The organism is Streptomyces sp. Je 1-4 4N24, from assembly GCF_026239515.1.
In the GTDB taxonomy this organism is placed as follows: domain Bacteria; phylum Actinomycetota; class Actinomycetes; order Streptomycetales; family Streptomycetaceae; genus Streptomyces; species Streptomyces nigrescens.
On sequence record NZ_CP110836.1, the window covers coordinates 1,722,626 to 1,744,301 of the forward strand.

General features: G+C 70.8%; 19 protein-coding genes. 7 read left to right on the forward strand and 12 right to left on the reverse strand.

Going from position 1 to position 21,676, the window contains the following annotated elements:
* The first annotated feature begins 60 nt into the window (after positions 1–60).
* From SLV14N_RS07260 to SLV14N_RS07275, 4 genes are all read left to right on the forward strand, one after another.
* Positions 61–2,382, forward strand: coding sequence for an MMPL family transporter (locus tag SLV14N_RS07260; protein ID WP_263268633.1), 2,322 nt, complete (start codon positions 61–63; stop codon positions 2,380–2,382).
* Between the two features lie 111 nt (positions 2,383–2,493).
* Positions 2,494–3,465 (forward strand): non-homologous end-joining DNA ligase, encoded by a 972-nt coding sequence (ligD, locus tag SLV14N_RS07265; RefSeq protein WP_208680273.1) that lies wholly within the window; start codon positions 2,494–2,496, stop codon positions 3,463–3,465.
* A gap of 124 nt (positions 3,466–3,589) precedes the next feature.
* A complete protein-coding gene (locus SLV14N_RS07270) occupies positions 3,590–4,735 on the forward strand; it encodes a glutathione S-transferase family protein (protein ID WP_263268634.1) in 1,146 nt (381 codons plus the stop codon).
* Between the two features lie 127 nt (positions 4,736–4,862).
* Entirely contained in the window at positions 4,863–5,162 is a 300-nt protein-coding gene (locus tag SLV14N_RS07275) for a hypothetical protein (protein ID WP_263268635.1), read from the forward strand.
* A 71-nt stretch (positions 5,163–5,233) separates the two neighbouring features.
* On the opposite strand, the gene SLV14N_RS07280 is transcribed toward SLV14N_RS07275, so the two are convergent.
* A complete protein-coding gene (locus SLV14N_RS07280) occupies positions 5,234–6,562 on the reverse strand; it encodes a PLP-dependent aminotransferase family protein (RefSeq protein ID WP_263268636.1) in 1,329 nt (442 codons plus the stop codon).
* 115 nt (positions 6,563–6,677) lie between these two features.
* Between SLV14N_RS07280 and SLV14N_RS07285 the strand changes: the two genes are divergently transcribed.
* The gene (locus SLV14N_RS07285; protein WP_263268637.1) at positions 6,678–7,505 is read left to right on the forward strand and encodes an alpha/beta fold hydrolase; all 828 of its coding nucleotides are present in this window, start codon (positions 6,678–6,680) and stop codon (positions 7,503–7,505) included.
* Positions 7,506–7,569: 64 nt separating this feature from the next.
* Here the strand turns inward: SLV14N_RS07285 and SLV14N_RS07290 are convergent, their stop codons facing one another.
* On the reverse strand, positions 7,570–8,787 hold the full coding sequence (locus SLV14N_RS07290) for an FAD-binding oxidoreductase (RefSeq protein WP_263268638.1): 1,218 nt from the start codon (positions 8,785–8,787) through the stop codon (positions 7,570–7,572).
* Between the two features lie 271 nt (positions 8,788–9,058).
* Here SLV14N_RS07290 and SLV14N_RS07295 point away from each other — a divergent pair, with 271 nt between their 5' ends.
* Positions 9,059–10,663 carry an alpha/beta fold hydrolase gene (locus SLV14N_RS07295; protein ID WP_263268639.1) on the forward strand — a complete coding sequence of 535 codons (1,605 nt, stop codon included), beginning with the start codon at positions 9,059–9,061 and terminating at the stop codon, positions 10,661–10,663.
* Positions 10,664–10,710: 47 nt separating this feature from the next.
* Here SLV14N_RS07295 and SLV14N_RS07300 read toward each other — a convergent pair whose 3' ends face one another.
* The 5 genes from SLV14N_RS07300 to SLV14N_RS07320 all read right to left on the reverse strand — a co-directional run bounded on the left by SLV14N_RS07300 (position 10,711) and on the right by SLV14N_RS07320 (position 14,542).
* Positions 10,711–11,577, reverse strand: coding sequence for an amino acid ABC transporter permease (locus SLV14N_RS07300; RefSeq protein WP_208680280.1), 867 nt, complete (start codon positions 11,575–11,577; stop codon positions 10,711–10,713).
* Entirely contained in the window at positions 11,574–12,218 is a 645-nt protein-coding gene (locus SLV14N_RS07305) for an amino acid ABC transporter permease (protein WP_208680281.1), read from the reverse strand. Before SLV14N_RS07305 ends, SLV14N_RS07300 begins: the two co-directional genes overlap by 4 nt.
* 19 nt (positions 12,219–12,237) lie before the next feature.
* A complete protein-coding gene (locus SLV14N_RS07310; RefSeq protein ID WP_208680282.1) occupies positions 12,238–13,167 on the reverse strand; it encodes a glutamate ABC transporter substrate-binding protein in 930 nt (309 codons plus the stop codon).
* A gap of 14 nt (positions 13,168–13,181) precedes the next feature.
* Positions 13,182–13,925, reverse strand: a complete 744-nt coding sequence (locus SLV14N_RS07315) for an amino acid ABC transporter ATP-binding protein (protein ID WP_208680283.1) — start codon at positions 13,923–13,925, stop codon at positions 13,182–13,184.
* A gap of 176 nt (positions 13,926–14,101) precedes the next feature.
* Complete coding sequence (locus tag SLV14N_RS07320) at positions 14,102–14,542, reverse strand: DUF6278 family protein (protein WP_208680284.1); 441 nt, start codon at positions 14,540–14,542, stop codon at positions 14,102–14,104.
* 216 nt (positions 14,543–14,758) lie between these two features.
* Between SLV14N_RS07320 and SLV14N_RS07325 the strand changes: the two genes are divergently transcribed.
* Positions 14,759–16,576, forward strand: a complete 1,818-nt coding sequence (locus SLV14N_RS07325; protein ID WP_263268640.1) for an SGNH/GDSL hydrolase family protein — start codon at positions 14,759–14,761, stop codon at positions 16,574–16,576.
* A 73-nt stretch (positions 16,577–16,649) separates the two neighbouring features.
* Here the strand turns inward: SLV14N_RS07325 and SLV14N_RS07330 are convergent, their stop codons facing one another.
* The 5 genes from SLV14N_RS07330 to SLV14N_RS07350 form a co-directional block, all read right to left on the reverse strand.
* Entirely contained in the window at positions 16,650–17,090 is a 441-nt protein-coding gene (locus tag SLV14N_RS07330) for a hypothetical protein (protein ID WP_208680286.1), read from the reverse strand.
* 56 nt (positions 17,091–17,146) lie between these two features.
* Complete coding sequence (locus SLV14N_RS07335) at positions 17,147–17,926, reverse strand: exodeoxyribonuclease III (protein WP_263268641.1); 780 nt, start codon at positions 17,924–17,926, stop codon at positions 17,147–17,149.
* Between the two features lie 38 nt (positions 17,927–17,964).
* Complete coding sequence (locus SLV14N_RS07340; protein ID WP_263268642.1) at positions 17,965–18,606, reverse strand: MBL fold metallo-hydrolase; 642 nt, start codon at positions 18,604–18,606, stop codon at positions 17,965–17,967.
* 21 nt (positions 18,607–18,627) lie between these two features.
* Positions 18,628–19,911 (reverse strand): 4-carboxymuconolactone decarboxylase, encoded by a 1,284-nt coding sequence (gene pcaC / locus SLV14N_RS07345; protein WP_208680288.1) that lies wholly within the window; start codon positions 19,909–19,911, stop codon positions 18,628–18,630.
* Between the two features lie 310 nt (positions 19,912–20,221).
* A complete protein-coding gene (locus tag SLV14N_RS07350; protein ID WP_263268643.1) occupies positions 20,222–21,253 on the reverse strand; it encodes an IS110 family transposase in 1,032 nt (343 codons plus the stop codon).
* Positions 21,254–21,676 lie beyond the last annotated feature (423 nt).

Consider the following 21,676-nt stretch of genomic DNA (forward strand, 5'->3'; position numbering starts at 1 on the left):
CGGCGTTGACTGCTGCCTGTCCGCATGTGCCAGGAGCGCCGGCCCGCATCGGGAGCACCTATGTCGTCGCCGAGGAAGCCGAGCGGGGCGGCCGCACTCGGCGCGTCCGGCGACAAGGGCGTGCTGCGCAGGACCGGCGAGTGGTGTGCCCGGCACTTCGTCGTCGTCCTCGTGCTGTGGCTGGTCGCCCTGGCAGGGCTGCAGTTCCTGCAGCGTGCGTACGGCGGGGAGTACTCCGACGACTTCGCGCTGCCCGGGGTCCAGTCGACACAGGGCCGCGAGGTGCTCCAGGAGCACGAGCCGAAGGCGGGGGGCTACAGCAGCCAGGTCGTGCTGCATGACACGGCCAAGCCACTGACGGACTTCCGCGGCGACATCGACAGCGCCGTCACCGCTCTCGGCGAACTGCCGGATGTGCTGTCCGCGCAGAACCCGCTGCCGTCGCCCGGCGCACCGCCCGCCAAGCCGCCGCCCGGGACGCCCCACGTCGGTCCGCTGTCCACCGACGGCCGGACCGCGTACATCACGGTGCGGTTCAGTGTGCAGCCGTCCACGCTGAAGCCGGACTATCTGCACGGGGTCGACTCGGCCGTGCGGCCGCTGCGTTCCGCGGGTGTGGAGGTGGAGTACGGCGGGCCGCTGGGCGAGCTGGCCCGGCCCGAGCCCGACGACCGGACCAGTGAGGTGATCGGCTTCGGGGTGGCGATCCTGGTGCTGCTGGTCGGCTTCGGAAGTGTCCTGGCCGCCGGTGTGCCGCTGCTGACCGCGCTGATCGGCGCCCTGTGCGGGCTGGCGTGTCTGGGGCTGATCGCCGCCGTCTTCGTTTTCGCCACCGTCTCCCCCACCCTGGCCACGATGATCGGCCTCGGCGTCGGCATCGACTATGCGCTCTTCCTGATCACCCGGCACCGGCAGAACCTCATGGACGGTGCGGACCCGGTCACCGGGGCGGGCCGGGCCGTGGCCACGAGCGGCCGGGCGGTGCTGGTGTCCGGCTGCACGGTCATCATCGCGCTCATGGGGCTGTGGGTCTCGGGCGTCTCCTTCATCGGCAAACTGGGCGTGGCGGCCGCCATCACCGTGGTCTCGGCGGTGCTCGGCGCGCTCACCCTCGTACCGGCGCTGCTCGGGCTGATCGGCCGCCGGATCGACCGGCTCCGGGTCCGCTGCCCGATCGCCGAGACGGACGCCGGACCGGGTGAGGCGGCACAGGGCAGCTGGCACCGGTACGCGCAGCGGGTGGAGCGCCGCCCGTGGTGGTATCTGGCCGGCGGGGTGCTCGTCGTGGTCGTGCTCGCCATCCCGCTCTTCTCCATCCAGCTGGGGCACATCGGCGACGGCGCGGACCCGAAGTCGTTCACCGACCGACGCACCTTCGATCTGATGTCCTCGGCGTTCGGCCCCGGCTCCAACGGCCCGCTGACCCTCGTCATCGACGAGTCCGCGGTCCCGCAGGCGGACCGCCCGATGCTGGCGACACAGGCCCGGAAGGTGCTCACGGATGTCCCGGGCGCGGCCTTCATCACCCCGCTGAAGGCCACCCCGGACGGCGCGGTGCTGACCGGGACCGCCTACTCCACCCAGGCCCCGCAGAACGCGGACACCACGGATCTGGTCAACCGGCTCAAGCACGACCTGCTGCCGGAGGCCGTGAAGGGGACCGATGCGCACGGCTATGTGACGGGCACGACCGCCGGCCAGGTGGACTTCCTGGACATCGTCTCCAGCCGGCTTCCGCTGATCATCGCCGTGGTCGTCGCGCTCGCCTTCGTCATCATCCTGGCCGTCTTCCGGGGCGTGCTGGTCGCGGTGAAGGCGGCGGTGCTCAACGTCCTGTCGATCGCCGCCTCGTACGGGGTGGTGGTGGCGGTCTTCCAGTGGGGCTGGGGCGGGCCGGCGCTCGGGGTCTCGGGCACGGTGCCGATCGAGAGCTATGTGCCGATGATGATGTTCGCGATCGTCTTCGGGCTGAGCATGGACTACGAGATCTTCCTGCTGTCGCGGGTGCACGAGGCATGGCTGCGCACCGCCGACGCGAAGGCGAGCGTGGCGCACGCCCTGGAGATCACCGCCCGGGTGATCACCTGCGCCGCACTGATCATGGTGAGCGTGTTCGCCGCGTTCATCATCAGCGACAACATCGTGGTGAAGATGCTGGGCCTCGGGCTGGCCGTGAGCGTACTGATCGACGCCACCGTGGTCAGACTGCTGCTGGTCCCCGCGGTGATGACGCTGCTGGGCCCGGCGGCCTGGTGGACGCCCCGGTGGCTGGACCGGATCCTGCCGCATGTCCGTACGGAGGGCGAGGAGCAGCTGCCCGTGGGGGGACCGCCGCGCGGGGACGCCCCTCGCAGCGGGGTACGTCCGGGCACGGGCGCCTGAGCACCCGGGCGTGACCGCCCCGCCCGGCCGCGTGCCGATCTGCGAACGTCCCCGTATCGCCCGCCCGCATGCCGATCTGCGAACGTCCCCGTATCGCCCGATCATCGAACCATGGCCCCGTCCGCCGAGCGTGGCTCGGCCTCCTACCCCGTGATCCGGCCGATGCTGGCCACGGTCGGCCCGCTGCCTGCCGGGAACGAGGAGGCGGCCTGGGCGTTCGAGGCCAAATGGGACGGTGCGCGCTGCATCGTCAACACCTCCGGCGACGGCACCATCCGGCTGGTGACCCGGGCGGGCAACGACGCGACCGGCACCTACCCGGAGCTGGCGCCGCTGGGTGAGCAGCTGCGGGGCCGGACCGCGGTGCTCGACGGGGAGGTGGTGGTGCTGGACGCGCGCGGACGGCCCGACTTCGGGCTGCTGCAGCGCCGGATGGGCGTGGTGAACCCGCGCCGCACGGCCCGGCTGGCCATGGACTACCCCGTACACCTCGTCCTCTTCGACCTGATGTATCTGGACGGCTCGCTGCTCGGGTCGCCGTACTACGAGCGCCGGTCCCTGCTGTCCGGGCTGGGGCTGCGCGGCCCGAACTGGTCGGCGCCCGGATATGTGGAGGGCCATGGGCAGCAGGCGTGGGACGCCTCGCTGCAGGCCGGTCTGGAAGGGGTGGTGGCAAAGCGGCTGACCTCGGCTTATCTGCCGGGTGTGCGGTCACCCGAGTGGCGCAAGACCAAGCATCTGCTGACCCTCGACGTGATCATCGGGGGCTGGACGGAAGGGCATGGCGGGCTGGCCGGACTCCCCGGTTCCGTCCTGGCGGGCCTGGCGGAGCCCGCGGGGCTGCGCTATGTCGGTTCGGTCGGCTCGGGGCTGTCCGACCGGGAACGCCATGAGCTGGCGCGGTATCTGGAAGTGATCCGGCTCGACCGGTCCCCGTTCCTCAACCCGGTGGAGCTGGCGGGGGTGCACTGGGCCGAGCCCCGGCTCGTCGCCGAGATCACGCTCACCGGCTGGACCTCGGCCGGCCGGCTGCGGCATCCGATCTGGCACCGGCTGCGCCCCGATCTCACCCACCTCGGCTGAGCCGGGCCGTCCCGTGGCCCGGCCGCGGCCGTGCGCCGGGCGGCTGACGCGGGGGAGAACCCGCCCCCGTCAGGGAAGGCTCGCCCTGAGGACCCGGAGCAACCGCAGACGGAAGGAGTCGGTGATGCCCCACCCCGACGCCGGCAACAACGGCGGCCCCACGGACGGCACCTCGGACACCGCCACCGACGGCAATGTCGCGTACGGCAGGAAGCCCTTCAAGCGGTCCAAGAGCCACTTCGCGGACCGGGTCACGGCGGACGGCCGCGACGGCTGGCCGGTCGAGGCCGGCCGCTACCGGCTGGTGGTCAGCCGCGCCTGCCCCTGGGCGAGCCGTGCCGTCATCTCACGACGGCTGCTCGGCCTGGAGGAGTCGCTCTCGCTCGCGATCACCGACCCGATCCAGGACGACCGCAGCTGGCGCTTCACCCTGGACCCGGACGGCCGCGACCCCGTACTCGGCATCCGCTTCCTCAGCGAGGCCTACGACGCCCGCGAGACGGACTACCCCGGCGGGGTCAGCGTCCCCGCCCTCGTCGACGTGCCCAGCGGGCAGCTCGTCACCAACGACTTCCAGCAGATCACCCTGGACTTCGCGACGGAGTGGACGGCGCTGCACCGGCCCGGCGCGCCCGATCTGTATCCGGAACCGCTGCGCGAGGAGATCGATGTCGTCATGGCGGGCGTCTACCGGGACGTCAACAACGGCGTGTACCGGGCCGGTTTCGCCACCGGGCAGAGCGAGTACGACGCCGCCTTCCGCGATCTGTTCCGGCGCCTGGACCTGCTGTCCGAGCGCCTCCATGACCGCCGCTACCTCGTCGGCGACACCCTCACGGAGGCCGACATCCGGCTGTTCACCACGCTGGTCCGCTTCGACGCCGTCTACCACGGGCACTTCAAGTGCAACCGGTTCAAGCTGGCCGAGGACCCGGTGCTGTGGGCCTACGCCAAGGACCTCTTCCAGACACCCGGCTTCGGCGACACCGTCGACTTCCACCACATCAAGCAGCACTACTACCGGGTACACACGGGCATCAACCCGACCGGCATCGTTCCGGACGGTCCGGACCTCTCCGGCTGGCTGACGCCGCACCACCGCGAGGAGTTGGGCGGCCGGCCGTTCGGTGACGGCACCCCTCCGGGCCCAGTGCCGCCGGCCGAGGAGGTCCCGCCCAGCGGCCGCCCCGAGCATCTGCTGACCGGCTCCGATCCGCGTCCGCACACCGGGGCCGGACCTGACCCCGGCTCCCGGGCCATGAGATCCTGAGAACATACAGGGACAGATACGCACAAGCGGTGCACCGGAGCGTCCCACGGAGGCGCCGAGCACCCGGGCTCCCGGTTCGCCGCCGCGCTCCACCCGCCCCACGCCCTCCATGCGAGGAGTGAGCCCGATGAGGATGGTTCTGACGGCCCGGATACCGACCGAGACAGGCAACGAAGTGATCCAGAACGGCAGTCTGCCGAAGATCATGGAGACGGCCATCGCCGCCCTGCAGCCGGAGGCGGCCTACTTCACCCTCGACAGCGGTGAACGCACCGCCTACTTCTACTTCGAGATGACGGAGTCGTCGCAGATGCCGACGCTCCTCGAATCGTTCTTCATGGACCTGCACGCGAAGGTCTCGCTGCAGCCGGTGATGAACACGGCGGAACTGCGCACCGGTCTCGGACACCTGATGAGCGGCACCTGATGAGCAGCACCTGACGAGCGGCACCTGACGAGCGGCATCTGAGCCGCCGCCCGCCCAGCCCGGCGCTTCCCTCACTCCGCCCCGGTGTCCTCCGGCGCCCCCTGCGCCAGCCCGGCCAGGACGTCGAGCGCCTCGGCCAGGACGTCGAGGGGCGGCGAGGCGAGCGCCAGACGTACGGCGTTGGGGGCGTGGCCCGGGCTGATGGCGAAGGCTCCGGACGGGGTGACGGCGATCCCGTGGCGCGCGGCCGCGGCGACAAAGGTGTCGGCCCGCCAGGGGTCCGGCAGTTCCCACCAGCAGTGATACGCCTGTGGATCGGCCCGGACCCGGAAGCCGGCGAGCCGTTCGGCGGCGATCCGCTGACGTGCCGCGGCATCGGCGCGCTTCTCCTCCTCGACGGCCGCCGCGGTGCCGTCGGCCATCCAGCGGGTGGCCGCGTCGAGCGCGAAGCGGGAGGCGGTCCAGGTGCCCGTTCTGAGGGCGGTCGCAAAGTCCTGTGTGGCGCCGTCGGGCACCGTGAGGAATCCCAGCGACAGTCCGGGCGCGAGCCGTTTGGACAGGCTGTCGATGACCACGGTGCGCTCCGGTGCGAGGGCGGCGAGGGGGGACAGGTCGTGACGGAGGAACCCGTAGATCGCGTCCTCGATGGCGTGGAGGCCCAACTCCCGCAGGGTTTCCGCGAGTTCCGAACGCCGACTGGCCGGCATGGTGATACCCAGCGGGTTGTGCAGGGCGGGCTGGACATAGACGGCGCGCAGCGGAGGGGCGGTGCGCAGCGCCTCGGGGGTCAGGCCGTGCTCGTCCATGGCGAGGGGGACGAGCGTGACGCCGAGGCGGGCCGCGATGCCCTTCACGACGGGGTAGGTGAGCGATTCGACGCCGAGCCGCTCACCAGCCGGAACCAGCGCGGCGACCGCGGCGGCCACCGCCTGCCGGCCGTTGCCCGCGAAGAGCAGCTGCCGGGGATCGGGGGCCCAGTCTCCACGGGCGAGGTGCGCGGCCGCGGCCCGGCGGGCCACGGACGTGCCGGCGGCCCCCACCGGGCGGAGCGCGCCGGCCAGGGCGTCGGGGCGCAGCAGATGCCCCAGGCTCTTGGCGAGCAGCGCGGGCTGGCCGGGCAGTACGGGGAAGTTCAGCTCCAGGTCAACCCGGGCCTCGCCCGGCTCGGCCAGGGCGGGCTCGGCAGCGGGCACGGCGGTGCGGACGAAGGTGCCGCGGCCGACCTCGCCCACCGTCAGCCCGCGTCGGCTCAATTCCCGGTACACCCGGGCCGCGGTCGAGCTCGCGATACGCCGGTCACGGGCGAACCGGCGCAGCGGCGGCAGCCGCTCCCCCGGGCGGAGGCGGCCGGCGGCGATCTCGGCCGCGAGCTCCTCGGCAATCGCGCGATAGTCGTCCATCGGTCACTCCCATAAGACACCCGAAGCATATTGCACCGAGCGCAATATTTATATTGCACCGAGAGATTGCCCTCTATAGCATCGAGGCGTCAAGTCGCAGTGGAGGGGACGGGCCATGGCTTCGGTCGATTGCCGAGAGATCACTGTCGGGTACGAGGACGAGGGCAGCGGTGAGCCGCTGGTGCTGGTGCACGGTCACCCCTTCGACCGTTCGATGTGGCGCCCGCAGACCGAGCACTTCAGCCGGGCCGGACGGCGGGTGATCGCCCCGGATCTCCGTGGCTACGGGGAGAGCACGGTCGTCCCCGGCACGACCCCGCTGGAGACCTTCGCCCGCGACCTCCTCGCCCTGCTCGACGGGCTCGGTATCGAGCGCTTCGTCCTCGGCGGTCTGTCCATGGGCGGCCAGATCGTCATGGAGTGCTACCGGCTCTTCCCGGAGCGGATACGGGGCCTGGTGCTCGCCGACACCTTCGCCGCGGCGGAGACCGAGGAGGGCAGGACCGCGCGCCGGGACATGGCGGCGCGGCTGCTCCGCGAGGGCATGGCCGGCTATGCGCAGGAGGTGCTGGACAAGATGGTCTCCCCGCACACCCTCGCCCACCGGCCGGAGGTCGCCGCCCACGTCCTCGCCATGATGACGGCCGCCCCTCCCGAGGGTGCGGCTGCCGCACTGCGCGGCCGTGCCGAACGCCCCGACTACACGCACCTGCTGTCGCGGATATCGGTACCTGCCCTGGTGGTGGTCGGTACGGAGGACGCCTACACGCCCGTGAGCGACGCCCGCGACATCCATGCGCGGGTCCCGGACGCCACGCTGGCGGTCATCGAGCAGGCGGGCCACATGCCGAACCTGGAACGGCCGGACGAGTTCAACGCCGTGCTGGCGGAGTTTCTCCGCTCCCTGCCGGACAGCGCGGAAACGGCCGCGGCGAGCGGCTGACGCCGGACGGGAAAGGGCGCGGAGGCCGGTCCGCCTCGCGCGCCCGCCCACCCCTCAACGGCCCTCAGTGCGCGTCGTAGATGCCCTGATAGTGGCCGAGCGCGGTCTCGTACACCGTGCGGTCGCTCCAGTGGTCGAAGCGCCCAGGCGCCAGCCGGGCGGGGTCCACGGCGAGCCTCCCGGTTTCCAGCAGCATGGCCGCCACCTGCCGGCCGACGCCGGCGGCATGGGTCACCCAGCTCGCCTCCGCGACCCACAGTCCGGGCACCTCGGTCACCGGGCCGACCAGCGGCAGCTCGTCGGGGGTCAGGGCGAAGACACCGTTGAGCCGGCGCCCCGGCGAGGCCTGCCGGAAGGCCGGGACGAGCCGGCGCGCCTCGGCGAGCGCCGAGCCGAAATCCGCCTCCCGGAACGGCACTTCGGCACTGTCACGGGTGGCGGACGGCTCCCAGGGCAGGGGGCGGTGCGCATAGCTGCCCAGGCCGTAGCGGCGGCCGTGGCGGCGGGTGTAGACGGCGTGGTCGGGATAGCGCACGATCGGCGCGTCAATGGGGGTGTCGTCGAGCTCGGGCCGCTCGGCGGTGAAGACATACGGATGCTGGACGTCCACCATCGGCAGCCGCACCCCCACCCCGGCGGCCAGCACCGGGCCCCAGATGCCGGTGGCCAGCACGACCCGGTCGGCCCGCAGCAGTTCGCCCGTCGTGCCGGTGCGCACCCCGACGAGGCGCCCGCGGTCCGCTTCCAGGGCCTGTACGGGCGTCCGCCAGCGGAAGCGGGCACCGGCCGACTCGGCGGCGGCGACGAGCAGCCGGGTCAGGCCGGCCGGATCGGCGGCCCCGTCGGACGGGATGTGCAGCGCCCCCAGTGCCCGCTCGGCATCGACCAGTGCGGGAGCCAGCGCCACGGCCTCCGCCGCGTCGAGCACCCGCGCCTCGATGCCCAGCCCACGGCCGTGCTCGACATCCTGATGGGCCTGCGCGAGGCGCTCCTCGGTGGTGGCGACTTCGAGGCAGCCGACCTGCCAGAAGGCCGGTTCGTCCGCGGCGGCGGACAGCGCCCGGTACGTGGCCACGCTGTCCTTCGCCAGTACGGCCAGCTCCGGTGTGGCGCTGAGCTGGCCGACGAACCCCGGAGCCAGGCCCGTTGAACCGGGGAGCGCCTGCGGCCCCCGGGAGTCCAGCACGGTCACCCGCTCATGGCCGAGCCGCGTCAGGTGGTACGCCACCGAAGCGCCCACCACACCGGCCCCGACGACCAGCACCTCTTCTCCCGCGGCCATACCGCTCCCCCACTTCCGACCGGTCGACGGTAACGACGTTCTCGCCCCCGGATCGTAAGCCGCCGGCCGGTCAGCCGTCCGCTCCGGGGGCACCCCCTACTCCGCCCCCGACTCCCCCTGAACACACGGGCGTTACCCACCCGTAACCTACCGACGGGTTACCAGAGGTAAGGAGCGGACCTTACTCTCCAGTCACATTCGGGTCCGCCGCACGCCCCACCTGTCCTCGGACAGCGTGCGGCGGCCCGCATCTTGAGATCTGGAGCAGAAGATGACGCCCTCCCGTACGACGCTGCGCGTCGCGATCGGCACCGTCTCCGCGGCCGTCCTCGCCGCCACGGTCCTCACCGGCGCACCGGCCACCGCCCAGGCGGCAACACCGGAATCCGCCCCCGCGGCGGCGACTTCGGGCGGCTCCGCCTCCCTGCGGTTCGTCGACATCAAGGGCGACGGCGGCATCACGCTCAAGGCCAACGTCTTCACCCCGGCCGGCGCCGACGGCACCCGGCGCCACCCCGTCATCGTGCTGCCCACGAGCTGGTCGATGCCGCAGGTCGAGTACCTGGCACAGGCCAGGAAACTGGCCGAGGCGGGCTATGTGGTCGTCGGATACAACTCCCGCGGGTTCTGGCAGTCCGGCGGGGAGATCGAGACGGCCGGCCCGAAGGACATCGCCGATGCCTCGAAGGTCATCGACTGGGCGCTGGCCCACACCCCGGCCGATCCGCGGAAGGTCGGTATGGCCGGGGTCTCCTACGGCGCCGGGATCAGCCTGCTGGCGTCCGCGTTCGACAAGCGGATCAAGGCAGTTGCGGCACTCAGCGGCTGGGGAGACCTCATCAGCTCGATCTACAGCGGCCGGACACAGCACAAACAGGCGGCCGCGATGCTCGGCGGCACCGGCGCCCTGACGGGACGTCCCAGCGCCGAACTCCGAACGATCCTCAAGGACTTCCTCGCCTCCGACCTCTCCAAGGAACAGGACATGATCGAGTGGGGGAGGAAGCGCTCCCCCAGCACCTACCTCGACAAGATCAACGCCAATGGCGCCGCGATCATGCTGGGCAACGCCTGGGGCGACTCCCTCTTCCCGCCCAATGAGTACGCCGGCTTCTACGAGAAGCTGAAGGGCCCCAAGCGGCTGGAGTTCCGCCCGGGTGACCATGCCACGGCCGAGGGGCTCGGACTCTTCGGGCTGCCCAACGACACCTGGACCAACACCAAGCGGTGGTTCGACCACTACCTCCAAGGTGCGGACAACGGCATCGACCACGAGTCGCCGGTGCTGCTCAAGTCCCGTTCCACCGGCGCGTACGAGGGCTACAAGAGCTGGAAGGACGTGCCGTCCGCGCACCGGAGGATCGAGCTGGCCGACAGCAAGCGGATCCACACCAACTGGGACTCCGGCGCCAACGGCGGCCTGATCTTCCTCTCCAGCATGATGGACCAGTTCTTCCGGCTGCCGCCGATGGCCTCGATCCCGCTGCTGCCGCGCCCCCTCGCCGCCGTCTGGCAGTCCGAACGCTACGAGAGCGGCCAGCGGGTGCGGGGAACCACCCGGCTGCACACCACCGTGACCAGCACCGCGGAGAGCGGCACCGCCATCGCCTACCTCTACGACGTGGGCCCGCTCGGCATCGGCAAGCTGGTCACCCATGCGCCGTACACCTTCCACGGCAAGACCCCGAACCAGCCCTTCGGCGTCGACCTGGAGCTGTTCTCCACGGCCTACGACGTACCGGCCGGCCACCGTCTCGCCGTGGTCGTGGACACCGTCGACCCGCTGTACATCGAGCACAACCCGTCCGGCGCCCGGCTGACGTTCTCCTCCCCGGCGAACGATCCGTCGTATGTGTCGGTGCCGGTGCGCGACTAGGGATTCTCCGCCGTGACGGGGCAATCCGGTGGGCCGGGGCCCGGCCCTCAGGCCGGCGGCTGCGGGCGGCCCCCCGGCAGCAAGGTGCCCGGTTCCGGGGCGGCCACCTCGACGGCCTCGACCTTGGGGTTGCGCTTCTGCCGCTTGGAGACCCAGTTGGCCAGCCAGGACAGCAGCATGCACATCCCGATGTAGATCGGCGAGATGATCATGACGACGGGGATGAACGGCAGGTCGTAGTCGAGGTTGGACGCGATGAGCTTGCCGGCGTGCAGGAACTCCTCGTAGGTGATGAGGAAGCCGAGCGAGGTGTCCTTCAGGGCGACCACCAGCTGGCTGATGATGGCCGGGAGCATCGCCCGGACCGCCTGCGGCACCAGGACATGCGTCATGACCTGGGTCTTGCGCATGCCCAGTGCGTAGGCGGCCTCCCGCTGGCCACGGTCGACGGAGTGGACGCCGGAACGGAAGACCTCGGCGAGCACCGAGCCGTTGTAGAGGGTCAGTCCGGCGACCAGGGCGGGCAGCGGCTCCACCTTCAGCGCGACATAGATGAAGAAGATCATGACCAGGACGGGCATGGCCCGGAAGAACTCCACCAGCAGGGTGCACACCCAGCGGGCGATCCGGTGCTCGGAGAGCCGGCCGGTCGCGAGCACCGCGCCGAGCGCCAGCGACAGCACCGCCGCGAGAACGAAGGCCTTCAGGGTGTTGCCCAGACCCCGGAGCAGGAGGTCCTGAATTCCCGTGTAGGTGAAGGGAGTCCACTTCGCGGCGACGAACTGGCCGGTGGCGAAGAGGAGGTAGATGATCCAGGCGATCAGCGCAAGGATCACCATCGTCCCGCCGAGGCCGTAGAGCCGGTGCCGCTGCCGGGTCCGCGGGCCGGGGACGTCGTAGAGAGCGGTGGTCATCGGGCGACTCCGAAGCGCTTCTCCAGCACGTTGAAGATCGCGCTGATGGTCAGGGTCACGAGCAGGTAGCCGACGGCGATCCAGATGAAGGTCCAGATGATGCTGTAACCCATCTCGTTGAGCGGCTTGTAGACCCCGAGCAGCTCGACGACGCTGAAGGCGCCGGCGATCGCGGAGTTCTTGGCGAGCGCGATCAGCGTGGAGCCGATCGGCGGGATGACGGACCGGAAGGCCTGGGGAAGGACGATGTCACCGAGGGTCTGCGGGAAGGTCATGCCCAGACTGCGGGCCGCCTCGCCCTGCCCGACCGGCACGGTGTTGATACCGGAGCGCACCGCCTCGCAGATGAAGGCGGAGGTGTAGCAGCCCAGCGCGAGGATGGCGAACAGCTTGAAGGGCAGGACGAGGCCGAACCGCGGCAGCCCCAGCACCACGGCGAAGAACAGCAGCGTCAGCGGCGTGTTGCGCAGCACCGTCACCCAGGCCGTGCCGAAGGCCCGCAGCGAGCCGACCGGCGCGACCCGGAACGCGGCCATCAGGAAGCCGAGGACGAGGGCGAGCAGGGAGGCGTAGACGGTGAGTTCGACGGTGCCCAGCAGGCCCTCCCCGTAAAGGGAGAGGTTGTCCAGGAGAACGTTCATCGGTCAGTTCCTTGCCGGCTCAGGTCGCCGGGTAGCGGTCGATCGGGGGCGGCTTGGGGGCGGGCACCCCGGACAGGCCGAGGGTCGCGTCGTACGCCTTCTGCCAGAGGCCGTTCTTCTCGCCCGCGGCGAGGGCGTCGTCCAGCGCGAACCGCAGCGCGTTGTCGCCACGGGGGACGCCGATGCCGTACGGCTCCTCGGAGAACGGTTTCCCGACCACCTTCAGCTCGTCGGGCACCTTGGCGGCGTAGCCCAGCAGGATCGCGTCGTCGGTGGTGACCGCGTCGACCTGGTAGGTGAGCAGGTTGTCGACGCACACCGAGTAGGTGTCGTAGGCGACCAGGTTGGCCTTGGGGTACTCGTCCTGGATGCGCTGGTACGGCGTCGAGCCGGCCGCCGAGCAGACCCGTTTGCCGGCCAGGTCCTGCGGTCCCTTGATGTCGTTCTCGTCGGTGCGCACCAGCAGCGACTGGCCGGCCATGTAGTAGGGGCCGGCGAAACCCACCAGCTTCTTGCGCTTGTCGTTGATGGTGTACGTACCGACGTAGAGGTCGATCTGGCCGTTCTGCAGGGCGGTCTCGCGGTTGGCGGAGGCGATCGTCTTGAACTCGATGGTGTGGGGCGGGAAGCCGAGGGCCGCGGACATCATCTTGGCGATCTCGATGTCGAAGCCGGCGTAGCGGCCGGAGGCCGGGTCCTTCTCGCCGAGGTAGGGCTGGTCCTCCTTGACGCCGATGACGAGATGGCCGCGGCGCTTGGCCTTCACCCACGTCGGGGACTCGGGCAGGGAGAAGTTCTTGGCGACCGGGTACTGGGGCAGTTCGCTGCCCGTGGGGCCCTTGACCGGCGGGCTGCCGGCCCGGCCGCAGCCGGCGAGGGCCAGCGCGAGCACGGCGAGCGCGAGCGCCACGAGGGCGCGGCGCAGGGGCGAGGAGTGACTGTGCGGCATCGCGACGCCCCCGTTCAGTGCTTGAGGATCTTGGAGAGGAAGTCCTTCGCCCGTTCGCTGCGCGGCGCGGTGAAGAATTCCTCGGGGGTGCGGTCCTCGACGATGCAGCCGTCGTCCATGAACACCACACGGTTGGCGGCGGAGCGGGCGAAGCCCATCTCATGGGTGACGACGACCATCGTCATACCGTCCCGGGCGAGCTGCCGCATGACTTCCAGCACCTCGTTGATCATCTCCGGGTCGAGGGCGGAGGTCGGCTCATCGAAGAGCAGCGCCTTGGGGTCCATGGCGAGGGCGCGGGCGATGGCGACGCGCTGCTGCTGGCCGCCGGAGAGCTGCGCGGGATATTTGTCGGCCTGGGAGGCGAGCCCGACCCGGTCGAGGAGTTCACGGGCCTGCCGGGCGGCCTCGTCCTTCCTCTTCTTCCGGACCTTGACCGGCGCCAGCATCACATTGGCCAGCACGGTCTTGTGGGCGAAGAGGTTGAAGGACTGGAAGACCATGCCGACTTCGGCGCGCAACTGGGCGAGCGCCCGGCCCTCTTCGGGCAGTGGTCTGCCGTCCAGCTTGATGCTGCCCGACTCGACGGTTTCCAGGCGGTTGATGGCCCGGCACAGTGTGGACTTCCCGGACCCGGAGGGCCCGATGACCACGACCACCTCCCCGCGGCCGACGGTGAGGTCGATGTCCCGGAGGACATGGAGTTTTCCGTAGTGCTTGTTGACCCCGCGCAGTTCAATCAGCGCATCACCGGCCATATGCAGACCTGCCCACTCTCATCCGTACAGCGGAGAGCCCGCAACCTACCGGGGCGAAAGGGGCACTTCTCCACTGACACGCACGTATGCGCGGAGATGGGCGGATAAATCAGGGTTACCGATGAACGTCCCGCGGGCCCGGTACGGGACCGCCACCCGGCCCCCTGACGCCGGTCTCAGGCCTCGGAGACCTCGGCACAGACCTGGGACAGTTCGGGCACACCGGTGTCGGCCCATTCATGGCCCGCCGCCACCACATCGATCTCCCGCCCGGACGCCAGCCGGACCACCGGCTGTCCGTCCGGCCAGACGTGCCAGACGGCGCCGCGCACCGTGCGGACCAGCACCGTGCCGAGGTAGAGGCCGGCGTCGTTGCCGAGCCAGGGCAGCACCTCCGGATCGTCCCGCCACACGGGCTGGAGCTGGTCCAGCAGCTCCAACGAGCGCACGGAGTCGTCCAGTTCCACGCCCGCCGTAGCTGCCTGGGCCCGGAGCAGCTCGCACTCGGACAGCAGCTCGACGACGCTCTCGGGATCGGCCCGCACCGACTCCGCGAGCGGCACGGACCGGTGCGCCCGCTGACGCTTGCGCCACTTGTCCAGGAAAGACATGTTCATGGTGTGCAGGGTCCCACCCGGTCTACGGACGCGGCCACAGGCGCGCGGCGCCATCGTGCCCCGTTCGTCACCTTGACGCTCCCTCTTCGTCTCCCTAACTTCATGGCGCTCGGATCGGATCTGCTGGATCCGCAGTAGCTCCCTGTCCTTCGCGGGACCGGCCTGGATCGCAGCGCACCACCTGCCCGTTGGCGCCACCCGGAGGGATACGGACCGATGCGTGTACGACGATGGGGCACCGCCCTGACACTGCTGCTCACTGCCACCGCACTGCCGGCCACCGGCCCCGGCACGGCCACGGCCGCGCCGGCCGGCCCGGCACAGCCCTCGCACCGCCCGCTGCCCTTGGCGCGGCACTTCGACAACCGTGCGGTCAGTGACAACTCCGCACCCGGCGCGGCCGACTTCGACGGTGCGGGCCGGTCGCTGTCCGCCCAGGACCTGGCGGCGGCCGGCTGGTCGCCGGGGAGCGTCCTGACGCTCGACGGTACGCGGCTCGGCCTGCCGCGTACGGCGCCCGGCGCGCCGGACAACGTGGTGGCGGACGGCCAGGCGGTGGCGGTCCACGGCCGGGGCGAGGCGCTCACCTTCCTGGTCACCGGGACGGGCGGCACGGCCTCCGGCACCGGGACCGTGCACTACCGGGACGGCTCGCGCAGCAGCTATGAACTCACCGCGCCCGACTGGCGGTCGGGGCCGATGAGCACCAAGGCGGTGGGGCTGCCGCACCTCAACACTCCGGGCGGGCCGTCGGACGAGTCGGCGCGGCTGTACGCGGTGACCGTGCCGCTGCGGGCCGGGCGAGAGGTGGCCTCGGTGGTGCTGCCCACGGCGGACGGGGCGGCGGGCGCGCTCCATGTGTTCGCGGTGGCGGTACGTGACTCCGGGCGCAGGACCGGGAGTTGGGCGGCGAGCACCGCGGGCTACCGGGCGGTCGGGCCCTGGACGGACCGTACGCTGCGGCTGGTCGTGCACATCGGTGCCGGCGGGCCACGGGCTCGTATACGGCTCGCCAACACCTTCGCGGCCACGCCGGTGGACATCGGGGCGGCCAGTATCGCGGTGCGCGGCGCGGGGGCGGCGGCGGACCGCGCGCCGGTGCCGCTGACGTTCGGGCGGGGGCACACCGGGACCCGTATCGCGGCCGGGGCCGAGGCGTTCAGCGATCCCGTGGACTTCTCCGTTCCGGCCGGCGCCGATCTGCTGGTGAGCATCCATCTGCCGGGGACGGTGACCGCCGCGCCGGTGCACCAGGAGGCGGCCCAGCTGTCGTATCTGAGCGCGGCGGGCAGCGGGGACCGCACCGCGGACGCCGGGGGCACGGCCTACCCGGAGACGCTGACCGTCTGGCCGTTCCTGACGGGCGTCGAGGTCGAGGGCGGCCCCGGCTCGATCGTGGCGCTGGGCGATTCGATCACCGACGGGGTGAAGTCGACGAGCGGCACCAACCGGCGCTGGCCCGATGTCCTGGCCCGCCGCTTCCAGACGCAGCAGGCGCTGCCCCGCTACGGCGTGCTCAACCACGGCATCTCGGCGAACCGCATCGTCACCGACCGCTATCCGGGTGACGGGGTCAGCACCGACACCGGCGGGGTCAGTGCCCAGCACCGGCTGGAGCGGGATGTGCTGGCGCAGCCCTCGGCGCGGACGGTGGTGGTGTTCGAGGGCATCAACGACGTGCGCTGGGGGACATCGTCCGAGGAGGTCATCGCCGGTCTGCGGGCTCTCGCGCGGCGGGCGCACGAGCGGGGGCTGCGGGTCGTGGTGGCGACCATCGCGCCCTGTGAGGGCTACCGCGACTGCACCCCGGACGTGGAGGCCCGCCGGCAGGCCGTCAACGCCTTCGTCCGCGCCAACGCCGGCGCGGTCTTCGATGCGACCCTGGACTTCGACGCCGTGATCCGCGATCCGCAGCGGCCCCAGCGGATGCTGCCCGCCTACGACAGCGGCGACCATCTCCACCCCGGCGACGCGGGCCTGAAGGCCCTCGGTGACTCCGTGGACCTCCGGGCGCTGGTGCCGGGGCGGAGCTGACGCACCGGGGCCTGTCGTCGCCCGGACGGCGGCGACAGGCCCCCGGAGGCGGCCCTGAGCCGGATCCGGTCGCTCAAGCCTGGTCGGTGCTCCTCCGATACCTCAGCCACATCACCACGACGCACACGATCCCCGCGCAGAAGACACCACCCGGAATCCACACCAGCCGGTGCAGCGGAGCAGCGGAGGAGTAGGCCCACCCGTCGCCCGCGAAGATCGTTTCCCCCACGGCCACCTTGGCGCTAGTGATCTCGCCGATACCGGTGTGGCCGTCCGCGAACACCCATGAACCGTCGCAGTGGGAGGACGGCAGCGTCAGGCCACCGCCTTCCACGCACCGCGTAAGACTGCGTACGACGGCTGACTCACCGGTCATCAGTTTCCGGGCGTTGCCGCCGACCCAGACCGCGAGGAAGGCGACGAACGCAGCGGGCACCGCCAGGGCCGCCAGCCACACCCCCAACGACCTCAGCCGGCCCGGCCCCCGACCGAGCCGCTCCTTCTCCTCGTGCAAGGTTCCCCCCAGGTGGACGTGGTTCCCAAGAAGCTACCCACGGGCAAGGAAACGGGCTACACGTCGAGATCCACCACGACCGGGGCGTGGTCCGAGGCGCCCTTGCCCTTGCGCTCCTCGCGGTCCACATAGGCGTCCGAGACGGCCTTGGCGAACGGCTCGTTGCCGTAGACGAGGTCGATGCGCATACCGCGGTTCTTGGGGAAGGCGAGCTGGCGGTAGTCCCAGTAGGTGTACGGCCGGTCGTACTTCAGGGGGCGCGGGACGACGTCCGACAGGCCCGCCTCGCGCAGGGCCGTCAGCGCGGCCCGCTCGGCCGGGGTGACATGGGTGGCGCCCTCGAACACGGCCGGGTCCCAGACGTCCTCATCGGTCGGTGCGACGTTGTAGTCGCCGAGGACCGCGAACGGGTGGGGGCCCGCCGCGTCCTCGGCGACCGCCGTCTTCAGCGCCTCGAACCAGCCGAGCTTGTAGGCGTAATGCGCATGGCCGACCTCGCGGCCATTGGGGACGTACACCGACCACACACGGGCCGGGCCGCAGGTCGCCGAGACGGCCCGCGGTTCCTGCGCCCCTTCGTAGTCCGGACCGCCGGGGAGGCCCATGACGACGTCCTCGAGCCCCACCTTGGACAGCAGGGCGACACCGTTCCACCGGCCGTTGGCGTTGACGGCGGCCTCATAGCCGAGCTCGCGCAGCTCGTCGTGCGGGAACTGCTCGGCGGTGCACTTGGTCTCCTGGAGGCACAGCACGTCCGTGCCGGTGCTCTCCAGCCAGGCCAGCAGCCTCGGGAGGCGGGCGGTGATCGAATTGACGTTCCAGGTCGCGATGCGCATGTCTGTAAACCTACAGCGAGGGACTGACAGTCATGCCGTCAGCCGAGAGCGGCACTGGCGCCGGGGGCGAGCCGGCCGTGATCGGTGCCGCCCAGCTTGTCGATCATGGAGTCATAGATCGGGCGGGCGTGGTCCTGGAGCAGGCTGTCGTGGATGTCGATGGCCCGTTGGGGCGCGACCTCGCGGACGTAATCGATGATCTCGGCGACCTTGTTCCAGGGGGCGTGGACGGGCAGCAGCAGGGTGTCGACCGAACGGCCCTCCGGGACGGTGAGGGCGTCGCCCGGGTGGAAGACCGTACCGCCGTCGATGAGGTAGCCGACATTGGTGATGCGCGGGATGTCGGGGTGGATGACGGCATGCAGCTGGCCGTGCACCTCCACCTCGAACCCGGCGGCGGTGAAGGTGTCCCCCTCGCCGACCGTGTGCACCCGGCCGGGGAACGCGGCCGACAGCTGCTCGGCGACGGCGGCAAGCGTCCAGATCTCGGCTGCCGGGTTGGCCTCCATGCCCGCCCGCAGCCGCTCCTCGTTGAAGTGGTCCATGTGCTCATGGGTGACCAGGATCGCGTCCGCACCGACGGCCGCGTCCGCTTCGCTGAAGACACCGGGGTCGATGACGAGTGCCCGCCCGTCCTTCTCCAACCGGACACAGGCGTGCGTCTTCTTGGTGAGTTCCATGGAGCCATCTTGCCCCGCGCCTCACGCCTCCGGCGTGGTCTCCTCCCGTATCACCCGCTGGGCGACGGCGAACGCGGAGTTCGCGGCCGGGACACCGCAGTAGATGGCGGTGTGCAGGAGTACTTCCTTGATCTCCGTGGGGGTGAGGCCGTTGCGCAGGGCCGCGCGGGTGTGCAGGACCAGCTCGTCGTGGTGGCCGCGGGCGACCAGCGCGGTGAGCGTGATGATGCTGCGGGTACGGCGGTCCAGGCCCGGCCGGGTCCAGGTCTCGCCCCAGGCGTAGCGGGTGATGAAGTCGTGGAAGTCGCCGGTGAAGTCGTCGGCGGCGGCCTCGACCCGGTCGACATGGGCGTCGCCGAGCACCTCACGGCGGACCTTGATGCCCGCTTCGTAGGTGGCCCCGCGGACCTGCTCCGGCTGTGCGAGACCGGACTCTATGGCGGCGGGCGGCGCCTGCGGGGCCGGCGGGGGCGCGATCTGCGGCTTGGGGACGGCGGCACCGATGGCGGTCTGGCCGCCGGGGCCCGGCTTGTCGTGCCAGGCGGTGCTGAAGTGCCGGATAAGCAGTTCGGTGACGGCCGAGGGCTGCTCGACGGGGGCCAGGTGGGAGGTGCCGGGCACCAGCGCCAGGCTCGCGTCGGGGATGCCGGCGACGAGGGTGCGGGCGTCGGTGGTCGGGGTGACCTGGTCCTCGGAGCCGACGACGACGAGCGTGGGGACGCCGACCCGCCCGAGGGAGGACCGCACGTCGAAGGAGGCCAGCGCCTCACAGGCGGCGATGTAGCAGCCGGGGTCGGTGGTCCGCACCATCTGGACGGCCCATTCGACGATCGCGGGCTGGGCACCGGCGAAGCCCTGGGTGAACCAGTGCTCGGGCGCGGTGCGGGCGATCGGGTCGAGCCCGTTCGTACGGATGACCACACCGCGCTGGCGCCAGGCGTCGGCGGTGCCGTAACGCGGCGAGGTGGACACCAGGGCCAGCGAGGTGACCTGATGGGGGCGGGTGAGCGCCAGTTGGATGCCGATGGCGCCACCGATGTTGCAGCCGGCGTAGCCGAAGCGGTCCACGCCCAGTGCGTCGAGGGTGGCGATCAGCCGGTCGGCCAGTTCGGCGACGGACGACGCCGCGTGGGCGGGCGAGCCGCCATGGCCGGGCAGGTCGAAGCGGATGACCCGCCAGTGGCGGGTCAGCTCGGGGATCTGCCGGTCCCACATGTGCCATGTGGTACCCAACGCGGCGCCCAGTACGAGTACGGGGGCATCGTCGGGGCCGTCGATCCGATGCTGCAGGGTCTTCTCACTCACCCGGCCACGCTACCGACTCTCTGACAAGATCCTGACACCCGGGTCAGGAAGAGCCGTCGGAGAGTGCCCGCGAGCCACGCCCGAAGCGGAGTTTTCGCAGGTCAGGAACTCTACCGCCTAGACAACGTAGACAACCAGATGCCCCGGCTCGTCGTAGCTCACCATGATCCGCCGGTACGGACGCGGGTGCCTTGCTCGTGATCAGGACCGGGGCGTCTACTGGCCCATCAAAGCGGCCTTGCAGGGTGTGTCGATATCTCCCTCACCCCCTTCACGCTCTCAGATCTCACAACTGCCCCTATGACGGGGGTCATGACTGTGTGGGCCTGACCAGGTGAAACACCTCCCGGGCGGCGTAGCGTTTGAGGCATCGGACGATCTCGCGTCGGGTCTTGCCCTCCTTGGTGCGGCGCTCAAAGTAGTCCTGGGTGCGTGTGTCGAAGCGCAGGCGGGTCTGCACGATCCGGTGCAGGGCGGCATTGGCCTGCCGGTCGCCGCCGCGGTTGAGGCGACGGTACTGCCGACTGCCCGAGGAGCGTTCCACGGGGCTGACCCCGCACAGCGCGGCAAACGACGCCTCACTGTGCAGACGTTCCGGGTTGTCCCCCATCGTGATCAGCATCGTGACTGCCGTGTCCGGACCGATGCCTACCACAGTGAGCAGCTGCGGGGCGTGGCGTTCCGCGAGCAGGGCCAGGCGGCGTTCCAGGTCCTGGATCTCGTGGGTGAGCTGCTGGATTCGGTGGGCCAGCAGGCACAGGGTGATGCGGGTGGCCTGCAGTACCGCCTCTGCGCCGCCCTCGCCGTCCTCGTCGTTCTTGCTGTCGTCGGCGAGCCGTGCGCAGGTACGGAAGAGTTCCGCATTGTTCAGCCCGGCCAGTTCTTCCCGCAGGTCCGGGTCGGCGGTGACGAGGACGGCCTTGAGCTGGTTGATCGCCTGGGTGCGCGCTTTGACTGCCGACCCCTTGGTGAGTTTGTACATCCGGGCGATCTGCACCGGTCCATCGCCTGACTTGACCCGGGCGCGTGCCCGCCCGCTCAGCACCGCCCGGGCCGCGTTCTGGGCATCGAGCGGGTCCGACTTGCCGCGCCGGCGGCGGTCGGTCCGGTCATGCCTGTTTACGTCGAGCACTTCGACGCCCTGGGTCAGCAGGTAGCGGGACAGGGCTGCTCCGAAGGAGCCCGTGCCCTCCACCCCGGCCCGCCGTACCGCGCCCAAGCCGCTGGCCCACTGAAGCAGTTCGCGGTATCCGGCTGCGGTGGCCGGGAACTCTTCGGTACCGATCACCGCCCCCACCGGGGAGAGCACGGCAGCCACATGAGCATCCCGGTGCGTGTCCACTCCGAGGACCACCTCCCCCGTAGGCCGGCGTCGGCGAGTACGCGGGGTTAAGGACGTAGCGGTCATGTTCGTTCACCTTCCGACCCGATGGCGCATCCCGTAGCTGGCACCGAACCGCCCGGACGGTCAGAACTGTGACAACGCCTGGCAGGTCGGCAGGCCCCTATCGGGACACACCCGGCCGGCCCGGTGCCAGCAACACACCAGCCCCGGTCAGCGGTCGACACAGCGTGAGTAAGACACCGCGGTCAGAGTTCTCACGAGTCAGACCCCGGCCCGGGACAGCACCCACCAATCCTCCCGGAATTCACGGCCCCTCGCCCAAGCCCGCAGAGCATTCTTAATCCCAGCTCAAGGAACACCCTGAATCTGACTCTGACCGACCACACGGATCACAAAGGTCGACATCACGGTCGGCCCTCA

Coding starts and splice junctions, on each gene's coding strand:
- SLV14N_RS07260 (WP_263268633.1), top strand. CDS start 61: ATGTCGTCGCCGAGGAAGCCGAGCGGGGCGGCCGCACTCGGCGCGTCC.
- ligD (WP_208680273.1), top strand. CDS start 2,494: ATGGCCCCGTCCGCCGAGCGTGGCTCGGCCTCCTACCCCGTGATCCGG.
- SLV14N_RS07270 (WP_263268634.1), top strand. CDS start 3,590: ATGCCCCACCCCGACGCCGGCAACAACGGCGGCCCCACGGACGGCACC.
- SLV14N_RS07275 (WP_263268635.1), top strand. CDS start 4,863: ATGAGGATGGTTCTGACGGCCCGGATACCGACCGAGACAGGCAACGAA.
- SLV14N_RS07280 (WP_263268636.1), bottom strand. CDS start 6,562: ATGGACGACTATCGCGCGATTGCCGAGGAGCTCGCGGCCGAGATCGCC.
- SLV14N_RS07285 (WP_263268637.1), top strand. CDS start 6,678: ATGGCTTCGGTCGATTGCCGAGAGATCACTGTCGGGTACGAGGACGAG.
- SLV14N_RS07290 (WP_263268638.1), bottom strand. CDS start 8,787: ATGGCCGCGGGAGAAGAGGTGCTGGTCGTCGGGGCCGGTGTGGTGGGC.
- SLV14N_RS07295 (WP_263268639.1), top strand. CDS start 9,059: ATGACGCCCTCCCGTACGACGCTGCGCGTCGCGATCGGCACCGTCTCC.
- SLV14N_RS07300 (WP_208680280.1), bottom strand. CDS start 11,577: ATGACCACCGCTCTCTACGACGTCCCCGGCCCGCGGACCCGGCAGCGG.
- SLV14N_RS07305 (WP_208680281.1), bottom strand. CDS start 12,218: ATGAACGTTCTCCTGGACAACCTCTCCCTTTACGGGGAGGGCCTGCTG.
- SLV14N_RS07310 (WP_208680282.1), bottom strand. CDS start 13,167: ATGCCGCACAGTCACTCCTCGCCCCTGCGCCGCGCCCTCGTGGCGCTC.
- SLV14N_RS07315 (WP_208680283.1), bottom strand. CDS start 13,925: ATGGCCGGTGATGCGCTGATTGAACTGCGCGGGGTCAACAAGCACTAC.
- SLV14N_RS07320 (WP_208680284.1), bottom strand. CDS start 14,542: ATGAACATGTCTTTCCTGGACAAGTGGCGCAAGCGTCAGCGGGCGCAC.
- SLV14N_RS07325 (WP_263268640.1), top strand. CDS start 14,759: ATGCGTGTACGACGATGGGGCACCGCCCTGACACTGCTGCTCACTGCC.
- SLV14N_RS07335 (WP_263268641.1), bottom strand. CDS start 17,926: ATGCGCATCGCGACCTGGAACGTCAATTCGATCACCGCCCGCCTCCCG.
- SLV14N_RS07340 (WP_263268642.1), bottom strand. CDS start 18,606: ATGGAACTCACCAAGAAGACGCACGCCTGTGTCCGGTTGGAGAAGGAC.